The organism is Pseudomonas sp. MF09156, assembly GCF_059862305.1.
This window is the reverse complement of sequence record NZ_JCBCUR010000008.1, coordinates 78,509-99,246: the sequence shown is the minus strand read 5'-3', so window position 1 is coordinate 99,246 and position 20,738 is coordinate 78,509. Positions and strand designations below refer to the sequence as shown.

The 20,738-nt window shown below is 60.9% G+C and carries 19 protein-coding genes; 13 read left to right on the top strand and 6 right to left on the bottom strand.

Annotation, left to right across the window (positions count from 1 at the left end):
• Positions 1-7: 7 nt before the first annotated feature.
• Positions 8-769, top strand: coding sequence for an ABC transporter permease (locus tag AC19YY_RS19015; protein WP_170041590.1), 762 nt, complete (start codon positions 8-10; stop codon positions 767-769).
• Positions 770-780: 11 nt separating this feature from the next.
• Positions 781-1,569, top strand: a complete 789-nt coding sequence (locus AC19YY_RS19010) for an ABC transporter ATP-binding protein (RefSeq protein WP_170058031.1) — start codon at positions 781-783, stop codon at positions 1,567-1,569.
• Positions 1,570-1,571: 2 nt separating this feature from the next.
• Here the strand turns inward: AC19YY_RS19010 and AC19YY_RS19005 are convergent, their stop codons facing one another.
• Entirely contained in the window at positions 1,572-5,330 is a 3,759-nt protein-coding gene (locus tag AC19YY_RS19005) for an Mcf1 protease effector domain-containing protein (protein WP_500604658.1), read from the bottom strand.
• Positions 5,331-5,481: 151 nt separating this feature from the next.
• Positions 5,482-5,949: a GNAT family N-acetyltransferase gene (locus AC19YY_RS19000; RefSeq protein ID WP_169955301.1), complete on the bottom strand. Its 468-nt coding sequence runs from the start codon at positions 5,947-5,949 to the stop codon at positions 5,482-5,484.
• A gap of 224 nt (positions 5,950-6,173) precedes the next feature.
• On the opposite strand from AC19YY_RS19000, the gene AC19YY_RS18995 reads away from it, so the two are divergent.
• Positions 6,174-7,424, top strand: a complete 1,251-nt coding sequence (locus tag AC19YY_RS18995) for a ribonucleotide-diphosphate reductase subunit beta (protein ID WP_169955302.1) — start codon at positions 6,174-6,176, stop codon at positions 7,422-7,424.
• 39 nt (positions 7,425-7,463) lie between these two features.
• On the opposite strand, the gene AC19YY_RS18990 is transcribed toward AC19YY_RS18995, so the two are convergent.
• Positions 7,464-7,763, bottom strand: a complete 300-nt coding sequence (locus AC19YY_RS18990; RefSeq protein ID WP_169957065.1) for a putative quinol monooxygenase — start codon at positions 7,761-7,763, stop codon at positions 7,464-7,466.
• 83 nt (positions 7,764-7,846) lie between these two features.
• Positions 7,847-8,857 carry a zinc-binding alcohol dehydrogenase family protein gene (locus AC19YY_RS18985; RefSeq protein WP_432755633.1) on the bottom strand — a complete coding sequence of 337 codons (1,011 nt, stop codon included), beginning with the start codon at positions 8,855-8,857 and terminating at the stop codon, positions 7,847-7,849.
• Positions 8,858-8,969: 112 nt separating this feature from the next.
• On the opposite strand from AC19YY_RS18985, the gene AC19YY_RS18980 reads away from it, so the two are divergent.
• Together AC19YY_RS18980 and AC19YY_RS18975 are read left to right on the top strand one after the other, a co-directional pair.
• Positions 8,970-9,860 (top strand): LysR family transcriptional regulator, encoded by an 891-nt coding sequence (locus AC19YY_RS18980; RefSeq protein WP_170043230.1) that lies wholly within the window; start codon positions 8,970-8,972, stop codon positions 9,858-9,860.
• Between the two features lie 36 nt (positions 9,861-9,896).
• A complete protein-coding gene (locus tag AC19YY_RS18975; protein ID WP_500604657.1) occupies positions 9,897-10,385 on the top strand; it encodes a DUF1289 domain-containing protein in 489 nt (162 codons plus the stop codon).
• A 144-nt stretch (positions 10,386-10,529) separates the two neighbouring features.
• On the opposite strand, the gene mdeB is transcribed toward AC19YY_RS18975, so the two are convergent.
• The gene (gene mdeB / locus AC19YY_RS18970) at positions 10,530-13,208 is read right to left on the bottom strand and encodes an alpha-ketoglutarate dehydrogenase (RefSeq protein WP_169957061.1); all 2,679 of its coding nucleotides are present in this window, start codon (positions 13,206-13,208) and stop codon (positions 10,530-10,532) included.
• A 192-nt stretch (positions 13,209-13,400) separates the two neighbouring features.
• Between mdeB and AC19YY_RS18965 the strand changes: the two genes are divergently transcribed.
• Together AC19YY_RS18965 and pcsA are read left to right on the top strand one after the other, a co-directional pair.
• Positions 13,401-14,339, top strand: coding sequence for a class I SAM-dependent methyltransferase (locus tag AC19YY_RS18965; protein WP_500604656.1), 939 nt, complete (start codon positions 13,401-13,403; stop codon positions 14,337-14,339).
• 150 nt (positions 14,340-14,489) lie between these two features.
• Complete coding sequence (gene pcsA / locus AC19YY_RS18960; protein ID WP_172314951.1) at positions 14,490-15,212, top strand: phosphatidylcholine synthase; 723 nt, start codon at positions 14,490-14,492, stop codon at positions 15,210-15,212.
• 135 nt (positions 15,213-15,347) lie between these two features.
• Here pcsA and AC19YY_RS18955 read toward each other — a convergent pair whose 3' ends face one another.
• The gene (locus tag AC19YY_RS18955) at positions 15,348-16,133 is read right to left on the bottom strand and encodes a sulfite exporter TauE/SafE family protein (protein ID WP_172314953.1); all 786 of its coding nucleotides are present in this window, start codon (positions 16,131-16,133) and stop codon (positions 15,348-15,350) included.
• 203 nt (positions 16,134-16,336) lie between these two features.
• Here AC19YY_RS18955 and AC19YY_RS18950 point away from each other — a divergent pair, with 203 nt between their 5' ends.
• From AC19YY_RS18950 to AC19YY_RS18925, 6 genes are all read left to right on the top strand, one after another.
• On the top strand, positions 16,337-16,858 hold the full coding sequence (locus AC19YY_RS18950; protein WP_169957056.1) for a DUF3455 domain-containing protein: 522 nt from the start codon (positions 16,337-16,339) through the stop codon (positions 16,856-16,858).
• 91 nt (positions 16,859-16,949) lie between these two features.
• Positions 16,950-17,489 (top strand): sigma-70 family RNA polymerase sigma factor, encoded by a 540-nt coding sequence (locus AC19YY_RS18945; protein WP_169957055.1) that lies wholly within the window; start codon positions 16,950-16,952, stop codon positions 17,487-17,489.
• Positions 17,486-18,178 (top strand): anti-sigma factor, encoded by a 693-nt coding sequence (locus tag AC19YY_RS18940; protein WP_169957054.1) that lies wholly within the window; start codon positions 17,486-17,488, stop codon positions 18,176-18,178. The genes AC19YY_RS18945 and AC19YY_RS18940 overlap by 4 nt, the downstream gene beginning before the upstream one ends.
• 84 nt (positions 18,179-18,262) lie before the next feature.
• A complete protein-coding gene (locus tag AC19YY_RS18935) occupies positions 18,263-18,820 on the top strand; it encodes a UPF0149 family protein (RefSeq protein WP_170058026.1) in 558 nt (185 codons plus the stop codon).
• 102 nt (positions 18,821-18,922) lie between these two features.
• The gene (gene aroA, locus AC19YY_RS18930; protein ID WP_169957052.1) at positions 18,923-20,179 is read left to right on the top strand and encodes a 3-phosphoshikimate 1-carboxyvinyltransferase; all 1,257 of its coding nucleotides are present in this window, start codon (positions 18,923-18,925) and stop codon (positions 20,177-20,179) included.
• A 32-nt stretch (positions 20,180-20,211) separates the two neighbouring features.
• A complete protein-coding gene (locus AC19YY_RS18925) occupies positions 20,212-20,610 on the top strand; it encodes a hypothetical protein (RefSeq protein WP_169957051.1) in 399 nt (132 codons plus the stop codon).
• Positions 20,611-20,738 lie beyond the last annotated feature (128 nt).

Genomic DNA, 20,738 nt, shown 5'->3' with positions numbered 1-20,738 from the left:
GCCCTCTATGACGAACCTGTTGAAAAAGTCCCGCGGGCTGTTGCTCCCGCTGCTGCTGGTCCTTGCCTGGGAATACGCCTCGCACCAGGGCGCGGCCGGTGCCTATGCGTTCGTGCCGCTGTCGGCGATTGGCACGGCCTTGCTGGATATGCTCGGCAACGGCGAGTTGCTGGTCAACCTGCTGGCGAGCCTGGCGCGCACCAGCAGCGGCCTGGCCCTGGGCATTGTGTTCGGCGTGGCGTTGGGGGTGCTGATGGCGTTGTCCAGCGTGGCCAACCGCTTGATCGGGCCGCTGTTCCATAGCATTCGCCAGGTGCCGATGCTTGGCTGGATCCCGCTCATCGCCATGTGGTTCGGCAATGGCGAGTTCTCCAAGGTGCTGATCGTCAGCCTGGCCGCGTTTTACCCGATGGTGCTGAACACCTGGCAGGGCTTTACCCATGTCGAGCAGCGTTACCGCGAAGTGGGCCTGGTGCTGGTGCTGAGCCCCGTGCAGCGCTTCACCCAGGTGCTGCTGCCGGCCGCGCTGCCGAGCATCGCGACCGGCGTTTTGCACGCCCTGGCCTTTGCCTGGGTCACGACGATTGGCAGCGAGTTATTCCTGTCTTCCGCAGCGGGCCTGGGCAACTTGATGATGAATGCCGAGGCCGGCTCGCGCATGGAAGTCATCGTGCTCTGCGTGTTGTGCATCGGCCTGCTCGGCTACCTCATGACCCTGTTGTTTAACCGCCTCGTGCGCCACCTGCTGCGCTGGCGCCACCTTCGTTGAAAGGCCCTGACATGAATGCAATCGCTCACCACGCCTTACACCAGCACCTGCAAACCGGCGCCTTGCAGATTCGCGGCCTGAACAAGGCCTACCGGATCGAAGGCCGCTCGTTGCCGGTGCTGCACAATATTCACCTCGACGTGCAACCCGGCGAGTTCGTCAGCATCGTCGGCGCCAGTGGCTGCGGCAAATCCACCTTGCTGCGCCTGATTGTCGGCCTGGAGGCCGAGTACGAGGGCGATATCCTGCTCGATGGCAAACGCATCGCCGCCACCAGCCTGGAGCGCGGCATCGTGTTCCAGGACCACCGGTTGTTCCCGTGGATGACCGTCAGCCAGAACATCGCCCTGGCCCTGAAAAACCATGACCTGCCCCAGGCCGAGAAAAACCGCCAGGTGGCCGAGCACATCGCCCTGGTCAACCTCGGCGGTTTCGAGAATGCGTACCCCCATCAGTTGTCCGGCGGCATGGCGCAACGCGCCGCGATTGCCCGGGCGCTGATCAACAAGCCCAAGGTCCTGCTGCTGGACGAACCGCTCGGCGCCCTCGACGCCCTGACCCGCGTGCACCTGCAACGGGAACTGCAGCGCATCTGGGTGCAGCAGCGCTGCACGGTGCTGATGGTCACCCATGACATCGAAGAAGCACTGTACCTGGGCGACCGGGTGATTGTGATGGACGCCCATCCGGGGCGGATCAAGCACGAGATTCGTGTCGACCTGCCCCACCCACGGGATCGTGCTTCAGCGGTGCTGCAACAGCACAAGCGGCAATTGCTGGAGGAGCTGACAGGCCACTGAGGTCAGCCCGCCGCAACCTTCAGGCGCTGGATCTGTGGCGTGCCTGTGGATGATCCCGGCTTGCGCGGGTCAATGACACTCATCATCACCCCATCGCTGGTGATGAATACTGGCCGTGACTTGCCTTGGTCTTTCGGGTCATTGGAAAAGGCCCCCTTGAACTCGACGGACCGGCGTTGCTCGGCAGTGCCGCCGTCCAAGGTCACCTTCAGATCCCCCGCGGGCGTCACCTGCCAGTCCGAGATTTGGGCGTCGGTGTAGTCCAGTTGAACGGTACTGCCCTGCAGGTCTTCTATGTGAACACTGCCTGACCCCTTATTGATGATGTACGTATTGCTGCCGCCTTCAGCGACCACCCTGGCCCCCCCATTGATCACCACGACATCGGCCCCCTTGCCTGTGCGGGCAATGTCCTCGCGGCCATTGAGGGTCAGCAAATTATTCTGATCATCACCTTGAACATAACTTTCGCCGTTCTTCACCGTGGTGACATTGGAAAAGTTCTGCACACTGGCGATTTTTTTCACCCCCTCGGTGTTGGATTTTTCAGTTTTTACCGAGACGGTATGGTCTTTCAGATTAATGACATGCCCTACGTAGCTGACACGTTCTTTCTTTCCGACATCGTCGCGTGGCGAACTTAATTCTCCAGAAAAAACCAGGGTGTTACGTCCCTCGCCACCCTCCAGGGATATTTGCCTGGGACTGAAATCTTTGTTTCCCGTTTTCTCGACCTCCCGCGCCCGCTCCAGTGTCTGGCGTGCATCGGCACTCATGACCACCGTGTCATCAGCGCGCCCGCCACTGACCACCTTCTTGCCGGTACCTAGCAAGAAGACGTTGGGTTTGTTTTCCACCCCTCTTACATAATCATCACCACCACCCAGGTCCCATAACGTGGCTTTTCCATCACCCAACTCGCCTTCAACCTGTTTGACCGGTTTGCCGTTAAATGATGAATAGCTTTCATCCACGCCTACCCGGTCAGTGCCATCACGAACCGCCACCGACGGGACCTTGCCGGGTACTGGAATCAGATTCAGCAGCCAGGTGACCGGCGAAAACCAGACTCTTGGCGTCAGTGGGACTTTGCCGTCCACTTGCTTGACCTCAACCTGCGACGAGCCGTAGACCACCCGCTCGAAGGTGTTCTTTGCATCACCGCTCAGGAACGCTTTATAGCGAGCTTGACGTTGCTCATCGATTTCGTGGGTGTATTGGGTCTGCAGGTAAGGCTTGAGCACATCAAATCCAGGCTCCAGGCCCAGGAACGCCCTCACACCGGTGACGGCCTTTTGTTCGCCCGAAAGCGGCGTGACCTTATCCAGCTCTTCCACGCTGCGCACGGAGTGGTAAATCATCTGGCTCATCATGAGCGTCCCGGCCACGACCAGGCCCACCGGCCCAGCCGACGCCGCCCCCATCATGAATGCGGCGCCCAACGTTACCGAGGTCGCGGCGTTGGCCACCGCGAAAGCACCGTCAACATAATGGTCCTGGGCTTGAGCACCGCTGCTCTTACTGGCCTTTTTAAAGGAATCGACAGCACTGTAGATATCAAACGGCACGCTGACCGCCGCACCCGCCCCGGTGCCGACTTTGCCAATCAGTTGCCCAACACTCGACGCTTTAAATCCCATGATCGAAGGCGCAGCCTTATGAATGACACTTTGCCCCAACTTGTTGAGCGAAGCCCCAATCGCGTCGCCCCCGTACTGGGCAGCCACTGCACCTAAACTGATACTGCCTTGGGTCACGTCTCCATTGTGAAAAGACTCTATCGCGCTGCGCAGCCCCTGGAATGTACTGAATGCCTGGAAACCCAAGCCCGCAGCCCGCGTTTTTCCAAACTTGTCCACCCCACCTGCATCAAAGAAATTCGCAGGCATCGCTTGTTTAGTGCGAACCATCTCTTGAATCTGAGCCGAAATCTTGTGCACTTGCTGCATCTGCTTTTCGAAGTTGTCAGGCACCTTCGACACTTCGGTACTGGGGATCAGCGGTCCAGCGGACGGATCACGATGAATCGCAATTTCAAAGAACAACTTGGTTGCCTGGTCACTGAACCGGACATCACCGGAACCAGACCATGCCTTGAAGCGCGCAAAATCAATTTGCAGGTTATTGGCCAACAGCTTGCCATTCGGGTCACCTGCAGGCTGGGCAACTATCGGCTTGCCGTGGATATGGATGCCCATTTTGTAAAGATCGACGCGACTGATATCCAGGGTGCCGATACGGATCGGCGGCTGGCTGTCATCGAGGGCCTGAAGGCGCTGCACTTCCCCCGTATTGCTGATGACAGTGGGTGCAGCCATCCTGGCAAGAGGCGCCGCCCCCTGGTGTGTGGCAAACAACTGGCGATCGCGCTGCATCTCTTTGTCGATGTACGGATAACCGGGAGGTGGGGTTGCTTGGGCTAAGGTGCGCAGCAACTTTTGCTCAAGCCCCTGCATGCTGCCAATGTACGGGGAGCCGGGGTACTGTTTTATAAAGCCCTGAACGGTTTTCAATGAATCGAAGGTGGCGTGATACTGGGCCATACCTTTCTTGGCATGTATGTTGTCCACGCTTTCCAGAACATTTTGATAAACCGCAGCTTCCATACCCGCAACAGGCCTTGCATGTTTTCTAAAATCAGCCGAGGAAGGCAGGTGCGCACTATCAACTACTTTTATCGTATCAAGATCGGCCAAGGGCGCATTATATGCCAGTTGCATCCGCGTGGACGTCGGTCTAATCCCCGAGACATGCTCTGGATTAAATACGCTGAACCTGTATTTAGGATTATCCAGATCGTTGTTGTATGGCCTAATTAACTTTTTCAGATCTGGATCGGTAAAGATTTTTTTCATTCCGCTTTCAAATGCCTTGGCAGAAGAAAACCTGACCAAGCCAATATTGGGGTCGGCGTAGTAATAGGTCCGTTTACCGTCCGCTCCCGCCGTCACTCCTGCCGATAGACGATGCCCACTGGCAGAAATAATCAACGTCGTCGGGGCTGGGGCTTTGAGGAGCTGCGCTACGATTGACTTGTAAGACCCGAGCCTGTCAGTGGCCGGATCATGAGCCTTGTCGGCATACCCGGCGTACTTCTGGGCCCTGGCAATTGCAGCAAAGAATGCTTGAGATTCAGGCGTATCAGGAGAAGCCAGCGCCTGGTAAATATTGCCCAGGAAAATATCAGCCTTGCCCTCCCTTGTCGCCAAGGACAGCAGGTGCGATATGCCCGCACACTCTCCGTCGCTCGATTGGTTAATCATTGCCAGATAATAACTTTGCGGCATGGGTGTCAACTTAGTTTCTTTACCCGAAACTACGTTCGAAAACTCCATCACCCTTTCTTGTGTTTTGATAATAGTGCGCTTTTCGGCCAAGTGCTTGAGCATGCCTAATTGCTCATCGGTCACCCCGGGCTGCAATGCCATTTTATAAAACTCGAAACTACTCATCAAATCCGAATAACCAGCCGGCAGCGGCACGGACCCCGGTGAGTTATACCCTCGCATATAGGCCTCTCGGCCCTGGCTTTGTTTGACACTTTCTACTTTTGAAAAAAAATCATCTGCGCTGCCCGTCTCGCGAACAGCTGCCACCGGTACTCCCCTACGCAGGCGGCGCTTGTCTGGCACATCGTTCTGCGTCGTCAGTTGCCCCGGTGATGGTTCTCGACGTTCTTCATGGGAAGTTGGAGGGGCGGTTTGAGCGGACTGATTTTGTCTAATAAACGACAAGGTATTGGGCAGGGACGATACGTGCATAATCACTCCAGCTAACAGGTTTTGTTCATTCAATATCCTTTTATGTGAAGGGCTCCTGGAGTGATAAAACCTAGCACCAGACGCAATGCCACCCTGACAGACAAATCCGAGAGCAAACCACAAGGTATTACCAAATGCAGCGCGCCCCTCACTACAGGATGCGCGCCATCTTGATGATCTCGATAGACACCGGGCTGTTGCCACGGCTGAAGGTGCCTTCGCCAATCTTGCGAAAACCGCACGCGGCGTAGAATTTTTCGGCGGTCAGGGTCGCTTCCAGGTAGGCGCTGGTATGCCCGGCTGCGGCGATCTGCTGCAAAGCCTCGGCCAACAGGCGCTTACCCACCCCCTGCCCGGCCGCCTCGCCACGAATAAACAACTTGCTGACTTCCAGACCCTCGATCTCCACAAAGCCCTGGAGCACATCGCTGCAGGCCAGCCACAGGTTGCCGGCGGCGATGGCCGGGCGGTAAGTCTCAGGGGAGCGGCCATCAAGCCACATGGCGATCTGTTCGGCACCATAGTCGGCGGTGCACAGGTTTTCGACGGAGTTTTTATGCACCTGGAAGATGCTCTCGGCGTCGTCCTGGGTGGCTGGGCGGATCAGTAGATTTTTCATTCCTTTGAGTTTCCGAGCAGGGCCAATAAACCCAGGCGTTATAGCTGATCTTGCGCCGGGCAGCGACCGAAGACCGCACATCTTGTGCGTTGACCAGCTTTCCTACACACCATATAGTGTGCCCACACACGCAGCCGACCACTACATAGTGTGCGATGCCGGTAACTATCAAGTTTTTTGGACGGCCTCACACACCGTCAGAACAGACCAGGAAGGAGTATTTCATGCTGAGTTGGGATGAAGTCGACACCGAAGACACCGGTGCAGCCGTGATCCGTGGCGCCAACGCCGGCCACGCCACCGAAGCCAACATGGACCGCCTCGACGGTGCCGGTGCCGCCGCCGCCATCGAGGCCCGCGCCGTCACCGCCAATGACTCCGCCGCCATCGTGCGTGCCAAGGCCGCCCTGGACAAACTCGACGTCGCCGAAGGCCTCGCCGAGTTGGAAGGCGCTTCCGCCCGTGTCGCCGTTGACGAAAAACGCATGATCAACTGCCGCGCCGACCTCAACCAACTCGTGCCCTTCAAGTACGACTGGGCCTGGCAGAAGTACCTCGACGGCTGCGCCAACCACTGGATGCCGCAAGAGGTCAACATGACCGCCGACATCGCCCTGTGGAAAAACCCCGAAGGCCTGACCGACGACGAACGTCGCATCGTCATGCGCAACCTGGGTTTCTTCTCCACCGCCGATTCCCTGGTCGCCAACAACCTGGTGCTGGCCGTGTACCGCCTGATCACCAACCCGGAGTGCCGCCAGTACATCCTGCGCCAGGCCTTCGAAGAGGCGATCCACACCCACGCCTACCAGTACTGCATCGAATCGCTGGCCATGGATGAAGGCGAGATCTTCAACATGTACCACGAGATCCCGTCGGTCGCTAAAAAAGCCGCCTGGGGCCTGAAATACACGCGTTCGATCTCCGATCCGAAATTCGAGACCGGCACCGTCGATACCGACAAAGAACTGCTGCGCAACCTGGTCGCCTACTACTGCGTGCTGGAAGGCATCTTCTTCTATTGCGGCTTCACCCAGATCCTGTCCATGGGCCGCCGCAACAAAATGACCGGCGTGGCCGAGCAGTTCCAGTACATCCTGCGCGATGAGTCGATGCACCTGAACTTCGGCATCGACGTGATCAACCAGATCAAAATCGAAAACCCACACCTGTGGGACGCCGAGATGAAGGAAGAAGCGACCCAGATGATCCTGCAAGGGACCCAACTGGAGATCGAATACGCTCGCGACACCATGCCACGCGGCGTGTTGGGCATGAACGCGGCAATGATGGAGGACTACCTCAAGTTCATCGCCAACCGTCGTCTGTCGCAGATCGGCTTGAAGGAAGAATACCCAGGCACCACTAACCCGTTCCCGTGGATGAGCGAGATCATGGACTTGAAGAAAGAGAAGAACTTCTTTGAGACCCGGGTGATCGAGTATCAGACCGGTGGGGCGTTGAGCTGGGATTGATCGCAGGCCATCGCCGGCTTGCCGGCGATGGCGCACGCATCAGTTGGAGACTTGCTCAAGAAAGATCAGCTTCAGAGGTTCCAGCAGCAAGTCATCCGCCGTGGCGGCAAAGCGCTGGAAGTACGGCATCGCAAAATGCGCATCGAGGGCCGCCTGGTTCTTGAACGCTTCACGCATATAGAACGTGCCCGGCTCATCACGCAGTTCGAACAGCACGTAATCCAGGTTGCCTGGCTCGGTGCGGGTCGGCTCGACCAAGGCCAGCAGGCCGGCCTTGAGCGCTTGTTCCTGGCCCGGCTTGGCCTTGAGTACGGCGATGGATATCAGGGGTTTGCTCATGCTGGCGACTCCATTGGTAGGTTGGCTGGCGCATGCGGCGAGCATTACACACAGCGATAAGCCCAGGGCTTTGATCAGGGTGTTCATTGGAAATCCTCAAGCACAATCTTGCCCCGCGCCTGGCCGCTTTCCACCAGGGCATGGGCGCTGCGCATGTTGGCCGCGTTGATCGCACCAAAATGCGCACCGAGAGTGGTGTGCAACACGCCTTGGTCGATCAACTGCGCCACCCGGTTGAGCAGGTGGTGCTGCTGGATCATATCCGCCGTTTCAAACAGCGAGCGGGTGAACATCAGCTCCCAGTGCAAGGACAGGGATTTGAGCTTGAGCGGCATGACGTCCAGGCTGTCCGGGTCATCGATCAACCCCAGCCGCCCTTGGGGGCGCAGCACTTCGACCAATTGCGCCAGGTACTCCTCGGTATGGGTGAGGCTGGCGACATGGCTGACCCCATCGACCCCCAATGCCTGGAGCTGGGCCAGCATGGGCTGGCTATGGTCGATCACATGATGGGCGCCCATGCGCTGGACCCACTCGATGGTCTCCGGGCGCGAGGCGGTGCCGATCACGGTCATTTTGGTGAGTTGGCGGGCCAGTTGCACCAGGATCGACCCCACGCCACCACCGGCCCCGACCACCAACAGCACATCACCCTCGCCTGCGCCTTCAGTCACACCAAGGCGGTCGAACAGCAACTCCCAGGCAGTGATCGAAGTCAGCGGCAACGCAGCGGCGTGGGCCGCGTCCAGCGTGCGTGGCCGGTGGCCAACGATGCGCTCATCGACCACCTGGAATTCGCTGTAGCTGCCTGCGCGGATCAAGGAACCTGCGTAGTACACCGCATCGCCTGGCTTGAACAAGCTCACGTCGCTACCGACCTGGCGCACGATACCCGCTGCATCCCAACCGAGGATTTTCGATTCCTGGGCGTAGGTACCAGCGCGCACCTTGGTATCGATCGGGTTGACCGCCACAGCCTGCACTTCCACCAGCAGGTCCCGAGGGCCTGGCTGGGGGGCGTTGATGTTCACGTCGATCAGCGAACGTGGGTCGTCAATGGGCAGGCCATGTTCGGTAAAGGTGATTGCTTTCATGGGAACTCACGAGTGATGAGGGACGATGGCCCTCGATGGCGTGCATTTTTACCGTTCCCAGAACGAAGAAAAATCGACAAAATGCAGCAACACTTTCATTGCTGGAGTGAAAATGATCCGCATCGATGATCTCGGGCTGTTCCTGCGCAGCGCCGCCCTGGGCAGTTTCACCGCCGCTGCGGTGGAGGCCAACCTGTTGCCGGGCCAGGTCGCGGCAGCGATCAAGCGCCTGGAACGCGAGCTGGAAGTACGGCTGTTTACCCGCACCACCCGCAGCCTGCGCTTGAGCGCCGAAGGCGAACAGTACCTGCCCACCGCCCGCAGCGTGTTGGAGCAGTTGGAGCTGGGCCGCGAACGCTTGCGCGGCGATGACGCGCCGCTGCGGGGCACGTTGCAGATCGCCGCGCCGTCGGACCTGGGGCGCAACATCCTGCTGCCGATGCTCACCGAGTTCCGCCGCCTGCATCCAGAACTGACCTTGCGCTTTTTGGTGTCGGACCAGGTCACCAATCTGTTTCGCGACCCGGTGGACGTGGCCCTGCGTTATGGCTGGAACGAGGACGCCAACTACATCGCCCTGCCCCTGGCGCCCTGGAACCGCCGGGTGCTGGTGGCCTCGCCGGACTACGTGGCGCGCCACGGCGCCCCCGCGTCCACCGACGAACTGACGCACCACCCGTGCCTGCTGTACCTGCAAAACAGTCGTCTGCATGACCGCTGGGAGTTGGGCGGGCAGACCGTGCAGGTCGCCGGCCCCTTGTTCAGCGACGACGCCGATGTGGTGCGGCGCTGGGCCGTGGCCGGCGAAGGCATCGCCTACAAGACCTGGCTGGATGTGTACGCCGATGTCCAGGCGCAGCGCTTGGTGGTGCTGCTGCCAGAGATTGCCGGGGATGTGTACCCCTTGAGTTTCGCCTGCCCCCATCGCGGGCAGATGTCGCGGGCGGTCACCCAGTTGTATCAATGGTTGAACCAACAGTTCAGCGCCATGGAGCGCCCGTGAACCCTTTTGTAGTGGATTAGGAAAGACGCGGTTTTTATGTCCAATCAAACCATCAAGACGCCGTGCGTCGGCCTGTGTTCCACCGTGTATGGCGACCTGGTGTGCCGTGGCTGCAAGCGCTATCACCATGAAGTCATTCAGTGGAACGGCTACAGCGCCGAGGAAAAACAAGCGGTCTGGCTGCGCCTCGAACAGTTGCTGGTGCAGGTCATGGCCAGCAAGCTGGAGGTGTTTGATCCTGCGCGCCTGCGCCAACAGCTGGAGGAGCGCAAGATCCGCTTTATGCCGCACCAGTCGCCGTATTGCTGGGCCTATCAGTTGATTGCCCGGGGCGCACGGGTGATTTCCCGGCTGGATGCGTACGGGTTGGTGTTGCTGCCCGAGTTTCGTGAGCGGCACCTGGCGGATTTGCGTGATGCGATTGATCGGGAGTTTTTCCTGCTATCGGAGGCGCATTACCAGCGCTATATCGCGCCGGATTTTTTGCGTGATGCGTTTGGGCCCCAGTTGATAGCCACTCTCTAAAGCACACCACAAACCCTGTGTGCGGTCTTGTGTGGGAGCGGGCTTGCCCGCGATGGCGGTGGGTCAGTCACCTATGCATCAACTGACACTACGCCATCGCGGGCAAGCCCGCTCCTACAATGAGTCCTCATATACCTTGAGGTGTCAGTGGGTCCACGACGCCGCACGCTCGGTGTGCAGGCCGTAACGTTCAATCGCCTGCTGGCACACCTGCGCCTCCAGGCTGCCCTGCTCCACCAGGGCGGCCAGCGCGGCAAGCACGATGTGGTGGCGGTCCACCTCGAAGAAGTCGCGCAACGCCGCACGGGTGTCGCTGCGCCCGAAGCCATCGGTGCCCAGCACGGTGTAGCTGGAACCCAGGTAGGAACCGATCATCTGTGGCACGGCGCGTACGTAGTCCGACACTGCAACCACTGGCGCACCCTCGGGCAGGCAGGTCGCCAGGTGGCTGCGCTGCGGTTCTTGCAGCGGATGCAGGCGGTTCCAGCGCTCCACCTCGCGCGCATCGCGGGCCAGTTCGCTGAAGCTGGTCACGCTGAACACCTCGCTGGCGATCTGCCAATCGTCTGCCAGTAACTGCACGGCGGCCTGGGCCTCGCGCACCAGGGTGCCGGAACCGAGCAGGCGCACCTTGGCCCCGGCGCTGCCATCGAGGCGGTACATGCCCTTGATGATCGCCGCCTCGACGCCCTCGGGCAGGCTCGGCTGCGGGTAGTTTTCGTTCATCAGGGTCACGTAGTAGAACTCGTCCACATCGTGCTCAAGCATCTGGCGCATGCCATGGTCGAGAATCACCGCAAATTCGCCGGCGAATGCCGGGTCGTAGGCGCGGCAGTTGGGCACGGTCGCCGCCATCAGATGGCTGCTGCCGTCCTGATGCTGCAAGCCCTCGCCGCCCAAGGTGGTCCGCCCTGCCGTGGCACCGAGCAAAAAGCCCCGGGCGCGCTGGTCGGCGGCGGCCCAGATCAGGTCGCCCACGCGCTGGAAGCCGAACATCGAGTAGTAGATGTAGAACGGCAGCATGCGCAAGCCATGCACCGAGTAACTGGTAGCCGCCGCGACCCAGGAACTGATAGCACTGGCTTCGCTGATGCCTTCCTCAAGGATCTGCCCGTCGGTGGCTTCGCGATAGCTGAGGATCGAGCCGATGTCCTCGGGCTCGTAGCGCTGGCCGACGCTGGAGTAGATGCCGATCTGCTTGAACAGGTTGGCCATGCCGAAGGTGCGGGCCTCGTCGGCGACAATCGGCACGATCCGCGGGCCCAGGGCCTTGTCCTTGAGCAAATTGCTGAGCATGCGCACAAAGGCCATGGTGGTGGACATTTCCTTGCCTTCGGCCTGGGTCGCGAAGCCGCCGTAGCCACTCACCGGCGGCACAGGCACCGGCTCGGCGTGCTGGCTGCGGCTGGGCACATAGCCGCCGAGGGCGGCGCGGCGCTGGTGCAGGTAGCGCATCTCTGCGCTGTCGGCGGCGGGTTTGTAGAAGCTCAGGGATTCGGTCTGCTCGTCGCTCAGGGGCAGCTGGAAGCGGTTGCGAAAGGCGATCAGCGCGTCGCGGTCGAGTTTTTTCTGTTGGTGGGTGGTCATCTTGCCCTGCCCGGCTTCGCCCATGCCAAAGCCTTTCTTGGTCTGGGCCAGGATCACCGTGGGGCGCCCCTTGACCCGCCGCGCGGCGTGATAGGCCGCATGGATTTTCAGCATGTCGTGGCCGCCGCGCTTGAGACGGTCGATCTGCTCGTCGCTCAAGCCGGCCACCAGTTTGGCCAGGGACTCACTCTGGCCGAAGAAGTGCTCGCGGTTATAGGCACCGTCCTTGGCGGCAAAGGTCTGGAACTGCCCGTCCACGGTCTGGGACAAGGTGCGCACCAACGCACCGTCTTCATCCTTGGCCAGCAAGGCGTCCCAGTCCGAACCCCACACCAGCTTGATCACGTTCCAGCCAGCACCGGCAAACAGCGCCTCCAGTTCGTCAATGATCCGCCCATTGCCACGCACCGGGCCATCGAGGCGCTGCAGGTTGCAGTTGACCACCCAGGTCAGGTTGTCCAGGCCTTCGCGGGCCGCCAGGGTCAGGGCCGACATGCTTTCCGGCTCATCCATCTCGCCGTCGCCGAACACGCCCCAAACGTGGCGGTCGGTGGTGTCCTGCAAGCCACGATGGTGCAGGTAACGCATAAAGCGCGCCTGGAAAATCGAACTGATCGGGCCAATGCCCATGGAACCGGTGGGGAACTGCCAGAAGTCCGGCATCAACCACGGGTGCGGATAGCTGGACAGGCCACGGGCACCGGCCTTGACGGCGCCCAGCTCCTGGCGATAGTGGGCCAGGTCCTGCTCGCTCAAGCGGCCTTCAAGAAACGCCCGCGCGTAAATACCAGGCGCGGAATGCGGCTGGTAGAACACCAGGTCGCCGCCGACGTTGTCGTGGCGCGCACGGAAAAAATGGTTGAAGCCCACCTCGAACAGGTCCGCCGCGCTGGCATAGCTGGCGATATGGCCACCCAATTCGCCATAGGCCTGGTTGGCGCGCACCACCATGGCCAGGGCGTTCCAGCGCACCAGCGAGGCCAGGCGCTCTTCGGTGGCCAGGTCGCCGGGAAAGTGCGGCTGCTGGGCAACGCTGATGCTGTTGATGTAGGGCGTGCCATGGCGCGGCTTCCAGCCGATGGCCGGGGTGTTGCCGGCGTCGGCCAGCATATCGAGGATCTCCCGCGCACGTTCGGGGCCGGCGTGGCGCACCAGGGAGTCCAGGGCATCGCGCCACTCGGTGAGCTCTTGCTGGTCAATGGCTGTTTGATTGACTGTCTTTACGAAACCGTTCATGGGCACCTCCGAGCTGTTTTTTCCAGTTTATGTCTGCCCAAAAGGATTTTTTGACTGTTCTGGCCAGGTGGCGCGGCGATTTGCAGCACAAAACGCTTAAACACAGCTGATTAAAAGCACGTTGTGCTCCAACCACCTGAAACACCGCAATTGTGTTTAAAATGCCGCCCGTTTAATGATCGACGCTGCCCGATGACCCCAGACGCCCTCGCCCTGCTCCATTCCCATTTGCTCGAAGCCCTGCGCGACGTGCCCACAGAAACCCGGCGCCTGTTCCACGGCCGGGGCCGCTGCTGGCCGGGCCTGGAACAATTGACCGTGGATTGGTTGCAAGGCGTGGTGCTGGTCTCGTTGTTCAAGGAGCCAGAGCCTGCGCAGTTGCAAGCCTTGCAACACCAGTTGCGTGAGCTGTGCGAAAGCTGCGAATGGCAACAGGCCGGCGCCCACACCCTGGCCCTGCAACATCGCTACCTGCCGCAAAGCACCACCGAATGGTTGTGGGGGCAGATGGTCGACGAATTGACCATCACCGAAGGCGGCCTGCGTTATCGCATCGACCTGGGCAAAAAGCAGAACAGCGGGCTGTTTCTGGATATGCGCTACGGGCGCAACTGGGTGCGCGAGCACGCCCATGGCCTGCGGGTATTGAACCTGTTTGCCTACACCTGCGGGTTTTCCGTGGCCGCCATCGAGGGCGGCGCCGAGCATGTGGTCAACCTGGATATGGCCCGTGGCGCCCTGAGCCGGGGTCGCGACAACCACCGGCTCAATGGCCATGACCTGGGCAAGGTGAGTTTCCTGGGGCACGACTTGTTCAAGTCCTGGGCCAAGGTCACCGGCAACGGCCCCTACGACCTGGTGATCATCGATCCGCCGTCCTTCCAGAAAGGCAGCTTCCTGCTGACCAAGGATTACCAGCGCGTACTACGCCGCCTGCCGGACCTGCTGACGCCCCAAGGCACGGTACTGGCCTGCATGAATGACCCGGCGCTGGGCGAAGATTTCCTCATCGAGGGCGTCACCCGCGAAGCACCGGGGCTGCGCTTTGAGCAGCGCCTGGCAAACCCGCCGGAATTTCCTGATATCGATCCGCAAAGTGGCTTGAAGGCCCTGGTGTTCCGTCAGGGCTGATGCCGAATCCGTCAACGCTTGCTACCCTAGACCTAACGCCGTGGTGGTGAACCTTATCCCCACCTTCCCGGTCGATACTTGCATCCCTTGGCCAGATTCGACGCTAACTCGCCGTCGGCTGCCCTGTTTCACCTTTTGGAGAACGCCCCTGTGATATCGACCCTGCATGTAGCCAGACTCAAAGCCTGGGGCGCCCATGGTTTTACCGCCACCGGCGTGGTGCTGGCCTTCCTCGCGACGCTGGCGCTGCTGGAGAACCAGCCCAAGGCCTGCCTGCTGTGGCTGGGCCTGGCGTTGATCGTGGATGGCGTGGACGGGTCGCTGGCGCGGCGGGTCAATGTGCAGACTGTGCTGCCAAGCTTCGATGGCTCGGTGCTCGACCTGGTGATCGATTACCTGACGTATGTGTTTATCCCGGCGCTGTTCATCTACCGCTATATCGACCTGCCGGACTTCACCCACCTGTTCACCGTCTCGGTGATCCTGGTGTCATCGCTGTTCTGCTTCTGCAACGTCAATATGAAGAGCAAGGACAACTACTTCCAAGGCTTCCCGGCGGCCTGGAACGTGGTGGCGCTGTGTGTCTACATCATCGATCCGGACGGCTGGATCACCCTGGCCACGGTGATCGGCCTGGCGCTGCTGACAGTCACGCCGATGAAGTTCCTGCACCCGTTCCGGGTCAAGCGCTTTATGCCGATCAATATTGCGGTGACCACGGTGTGGCTGCTGTGCAGCCTGTTGCTGGTGATCGACCGGCCGTACACCAACACGTTGACCATGGGCCTGTGGTTGTTGATGTCGGCGTACTTCCTGGGGATTTGTATCTGGCGCACGGCAGTGGAGTGGTTGGATAAATCGCGTAAGGCATGATGTGCGGCGCCATCGCCGGCAAGCCGGCTCCTACAAAAGCACAATCCCTTGTAGGAGTTGGCTTGCCAGCGATAATCCTCAACGATAACGCTCGGTACCTGACACCCTGCGATCGATAACAGAGTGTGGGCAGGGTCAGAACGCCAGCTTGAAACCAATCAACCCCAGCATCACCGCCAGGCACGGGCGCAGCAGTTCGTCCGGCACCCGGCCTGACATGTGGCTGCCAACGTAGATCCCCGGCAGCGACCCCATCAGCAAGAACCCCAACAAATGCCAGTCCATGTTGCCCATGCTCGCGTGCCCTAGGCCGGCGACCAGGGTCAGCGGGACTGCGTGGGCGATTTCGGTGCCCACCAGGCGTTTGGTGGCCAGGAACGGGTACAGGATAAACAGCGCCACGGTGCCCAGGGCGCCGGCACCGATGGACGTCAGGGCGACCATGGTGCCGAGGATCGCACCGGTGAATACCGTCAGCCCGTTGAGATTGCGCGGGCTCATATGGTAGTGGTCGCCTGCATGGTGCTGGGCAAAGGCCAAGAGTTTTTTCTTGAACAGAATCGCCAGGGCCGTCAGCAACAGCACCACACCCAGGGCTTGCTTGATCACCTCGTTCATCGCGCTCGGATCGGTGTGCAGGCTCTTGAGGAACCACAACGTCAGCAACACCGCCGGCACGCTGCCCAGGGTCAGCCAGCCGGTGATGGTCCAGTCGATATTCCTGTTCTTGCCATGCACCAGCACCCCGCCGGACTTGGTGATGGCTGCATACAGCAGGTCGGTGCCCACGGCCGTGGCCGGGTTGATGCCAAACCACAACAGGATCGGAGTCATCAGCGACCCACCCCCGACGCCGGTCATACCGACGATAAAACCAACGATCAGGCCTGCAACTACAAAACCAAAATTACCCACATCCATTACAACTACCTGCGGCCTTATAAAATTCTGGCGGCAGCATAGCGATTTTTCTTATAACGACTTATATCAATACGATCTGACTTTATTCCTTTTTCAGCTCACAGATTTATTTGTCGCGCCGTGCATCCAGTCAGCCGCGCCATGAGTAGTACAGGAAGTAGCCCTTGCGCTGCTTTGCTGTTCACCCTTATGGAGAGACACCAATGAACACTAAACCGCTGCTCTGCCTGACCTGCCTGCTTATCGCCGCCCCAACAGCCTTTGCCCAGGCCACCCTGCCCGACAGCATCAAAGTGCCGGATGGCCACAAGGTGACCATGCAAACCACGGGTGTCGGCGAAATCACCTACGAATGCCGCGACAAGGCCAACGCTGCCGGCCAGACCGAATGGGTGTTCGTCGGCCCCAAGGCAGTACTCAATGATCGTAGCGGCAAGCAGGTGGGTACCTACTTCGGCCCGCCCGCCACCTGGCAGGCCCAGGACGGTTCGAAAGTCACCGGCACGCAACTGGCCGTAGCGCCGTCCAGCGCGGGCAACCTGCCCTATCAACTGGTCAAGGCCAACCCCGCCGAAGGCAAGGGTGCAATGAGCGGTGTCAGCTATATCCAGCGCGTGGCACTCAAAGGTGGCGTGGCGCCGAGCGCCGAATGCAGCACCGCCAACAAGGGCAAGCAGGAAGTGGTGAAGTACCAGGCGGACTACATCTTCTGGGCGGCCAAATAATGCGCCTGGCAAAAAAACTCGTCTAAGCTGCTGCGCTAGCACCCCGGCCATTCGCGGCCGGGGATTGACCCTGAAAAGGCGGCCCCAGTCCTTGCCCGAACCTCTCTTTGACTATGAAGCCTGCCTGTTGGCCTGCGCCCGCGGCGAACAGCACGCCTTGCGTCAGTTGTACGAACAGGATTGCGCCCGGCTGCTCGGCGTGGCCAAGCGCATTGCGCGGGATACGGCGCTGGCGGAGGACATCGTGCATGAGGCGTTTATCAACATCTGGAACGGCGCCGGCGGCTTCGACCCGCGCCGGGGTTCGGCCCGTGGCTGGGTGTATAGCGTGACCCGGCATATGGCGCTCAACGTCATGCGTAAAACGGGCCGTGAAGTCGCGCTCAGCGACGAGCATGAACACACACTGGTGGCTGAATCCAGCGCCGCGCATTTCGAATACCGCGCCCGTAGCGCCAAGGTTTACCAGTGCCTGGAACACCTGGAGCCGTCGCGCCGCAGTTGTATCTTGCATGCGTATGTCGACGGCCTGTCCCACAGTGAAATCGCACAGAAACTGGGCACCCCGCTGGGGACTGTCAAAGCCTGGATCAAACGCAGCCTCGCGGCATTGCGTGAGTGCATGGCATGACTCCCGACGAATTGGACGAACTGGCCAGCGAATACGTGCTGGGCACCCTGGCAGCCGAGCAACGCCTGCACGTGCAGCAACGGCTGGAGCACGATGGGCCCTTGCGGGCAGCGGTGGATGCCTGGGAACAGCGCCTGTTGCCGCTGACCGAACTGGCCGCGCCGGTGGCGCCGTCGCCCTACCTGTGGCGGCGCATTGAGCGCAGCCTGGGCCATCGCGCGGTGGGCGATACGCCGTCGGTGCCGTGGTGGAACCTGCTGGCGCTGTGGCGTGGCCTGGCCGGTGCTGGCTTGTTGGCCAGCCTGGTCCTGGCCGCGCTGCTGCTGGCCCGCCCCGCTGCCGTCAACCCTACCGCCTACGTGGTGGTGCTGATGGCCCCGCAAAGCCAGGCGCCCGGCTGGGTGGTCCAGGCCAGCGACAGTCAGCAAATCCAACTGATCCCCCTGGGCGTGATGGAAATACCGGCAGACAAGGCACTGGAATTCTGGACCAAGGGTGAGGACTGGCAAGCCCCGGTTTCCCTGGGGCTGGTCAAGCCGGGGCAGAGCCTGTCGATCCCATTGGACAAACTGCCACCGCTGGCGCCGAACCAGTTGTTCGAGATGACTCTGGAAGGCCCCAATGGCTCGCCGACCGGTAAGCCGACCGGGCCGATCCAGGCGATTGGCCGCGCGGTGAAGGTGATCTAGCACTGGATTAAAACGCCGACTCGCGCCATCCTCCGCGTTTTACGCCGCCTTAACTGCGGCGCTTGACGCTCAAAGGATATGTTCATGCACGACCAAGCCCTCGCCCCTGCCGATTTCGACTTCATCGAAGACATTCTGCTCAAGTACGGCGACGACAACTCGGTGTTGAACCTGGCCGAGCTCGATGGTTACTTCACCGCCCTGGTGTCCGGCCCGGCACCGGTGGAGGTTGCCATCTGGTTCCCGGCCATCTGGGGAGGCCAGATCCCGGCATGGGAAAGCAAGGAAGAGCTGGGGCAGTTCATCGACCTGTGCACCCGCCATCTCAATAGCATTGCTCTGCAGTTGGCCACCGATGCCGAGGGTTTCCAGGCGCGTTTTGAACAAACCGAACACCAGAGCCTGCCGTTGACCCTCGCGGAAGAATGGTGCTTTGGCTATATCCGTGGCGCCGCGATCAGCGAATGGCCGCCCCTGCCGAGCGAACAGGCGGCACAGTTGGAAGCCATCTCCTGGTGCGCCGAGCAGGACAACTTCGAATTGCCGGCCGACCTGGATGTCCCGGCCCACCAACAACACGTCGCGCGCATCGAACCGGCCGCCAGGGCCTTGCATGCCTATTGGTTGAGCCAGCGCGGTTAAACCTGCGCCACGATTTGACCCTGCCGTGCCGGATGGTCGATTATTCGTCTCCGCCAGCCGGCCACTCCCAGCCACCGCGCCTTGAATCAGGAGCCTTGTACCTTGAGTTCGCAGAAAACCGTGACCGTGACACCGCCCAACTTTCCATTGCACGGCAAGGTAGCGCCTCCCGGCTCCAAATCCATCACCAACCGCGCCCTGCTGCTGGCGGCCTTGGCCAAGGGCACCAGCCGCCTGAGCGGCGCGCTGAAAAGCGACGATACCCGGCATATGTCCGTGGCCTTGCGCCAGATGGGCGTGACCATTGATGAGCCGGATGACGTGACCTTTGTCGTCACCGGCCACGGCAAGCTACAACTGCCGGCGCAACCGTTGTTCCTTGGCAACGCCGGCACCGCGATGCGCTTTCTCACAGCCGCCGTGGCGACCGTGGACGGCAGCGTGGTACTGGATGGCGACGCGTACATGCAAAAGCGTCCTATCGGCCCGCTGCTGGCGACCCTGAACCAGAACGGCATCCAGGTACAAAGCCCCACCGGCTGCCCGCCCGTGACCGTGCATGGTCGCGGCAAGGTGCAGGCCAAGCGCTTCGAGATCGATGGCGGCCTGTCCAGCCAGTACGTGTCGGCGCTGTTGATGCTCGCGGCCTGCGGCGAGGCCCCGATCGAGGTGGCCCTGACCGGCAAGGACATCGGCGCCCGTGGTTATGTCGACCTGACCCTCGATTGCATGCGCGCGTTTGGCGCCCAGGTGGAAGTGGTCAACGACAGCACCTGGCGCGTGGCCCCGACCGGCTACACCGCCAATGATTACCTGATCGAACCCGACGCTTCTGCCGCCACCTATCTGTGGGCCGCCGAAGTGCTGACCGGCGGCAGCATCGACCTGGGCGTCGCCGCACAGGATTTCACCCAGCCCGACGCCAAGGCCCAGGCCGTGATCGCCCAGTTCCCGCAGATGCCGGCCACGGTGGTCGGCTCGCAGATGCAGGACGCCATCCCGACCCTGGCGGTGCTGGCGGCGTTCAACAATACGCCGGTGCGCTTCACCGAACTGGCCAACCTGCGGGTCAAGGAGTGCGACCGCGTCCAGGCGCTGCATGACGGCCTCAACGAAATTCGCCCGGGCCTGGCGACCATCATCGGTGACGACTTACTGGTCGCCAGCGATCCGGCGTTGGCCGGCACTGCGTGCACCGCGCTGATCGACACCCACGCCGACCACCGCATCGCCATGTGCTTTGCGCTGGCGGGGCTGAAAGTCTCGGGCATCAAGATTCAGGACCCGGACTGCGTGGGCAAGACCTATCCTGAGTACTGGAACGCCCTGGGCAGCCTGGGCGTGCAACTGACCTACTGAGCCGTCAACACCAGCGTGGGGAGGGAGTGATCATGACAATTCGCCAGCCCTGCCCACCTGCTGTATGTGACTGCGAGCGCGAGCAACTGCTCGAGGCGCCCGGCACCGACCAGCGCATCCTGCAACTGACCCGCCAGGAAGAAAAAAAGCTGCTCGAACGCCTGGAAAACCTGCAAAGCCTGGCCGACCTGGAACGCATGCAACAGCTGATGCACCAGCAACTGGGCATCCGCGTGCACATCGCCCCAGGGCATACCGAAGTCAAAAGCATGCGCGGGATCCAGATCGTCATCGACGAACTGCCGGGCCTGTGTCGCAAGACCCGGCAGTCGATTCCGGCAGCAATCCGCAAAGGGATGGAGAAGCGGCCGGAGATTGCCTATCGGCTGCTGGATGCCCACGACCTTTTCCGCGACACCCCAACCCTGTAATGCCATTCAGTTAAGCGAACGCAATGCTCAAAGCAGCGCAGATCAAATGTGGGAGCGGGCTTGCCCGCGATAGCGGAGTGTCAGTCGACAGATATACCGACTGACATGACGCCATCGCGGGCAAGCCC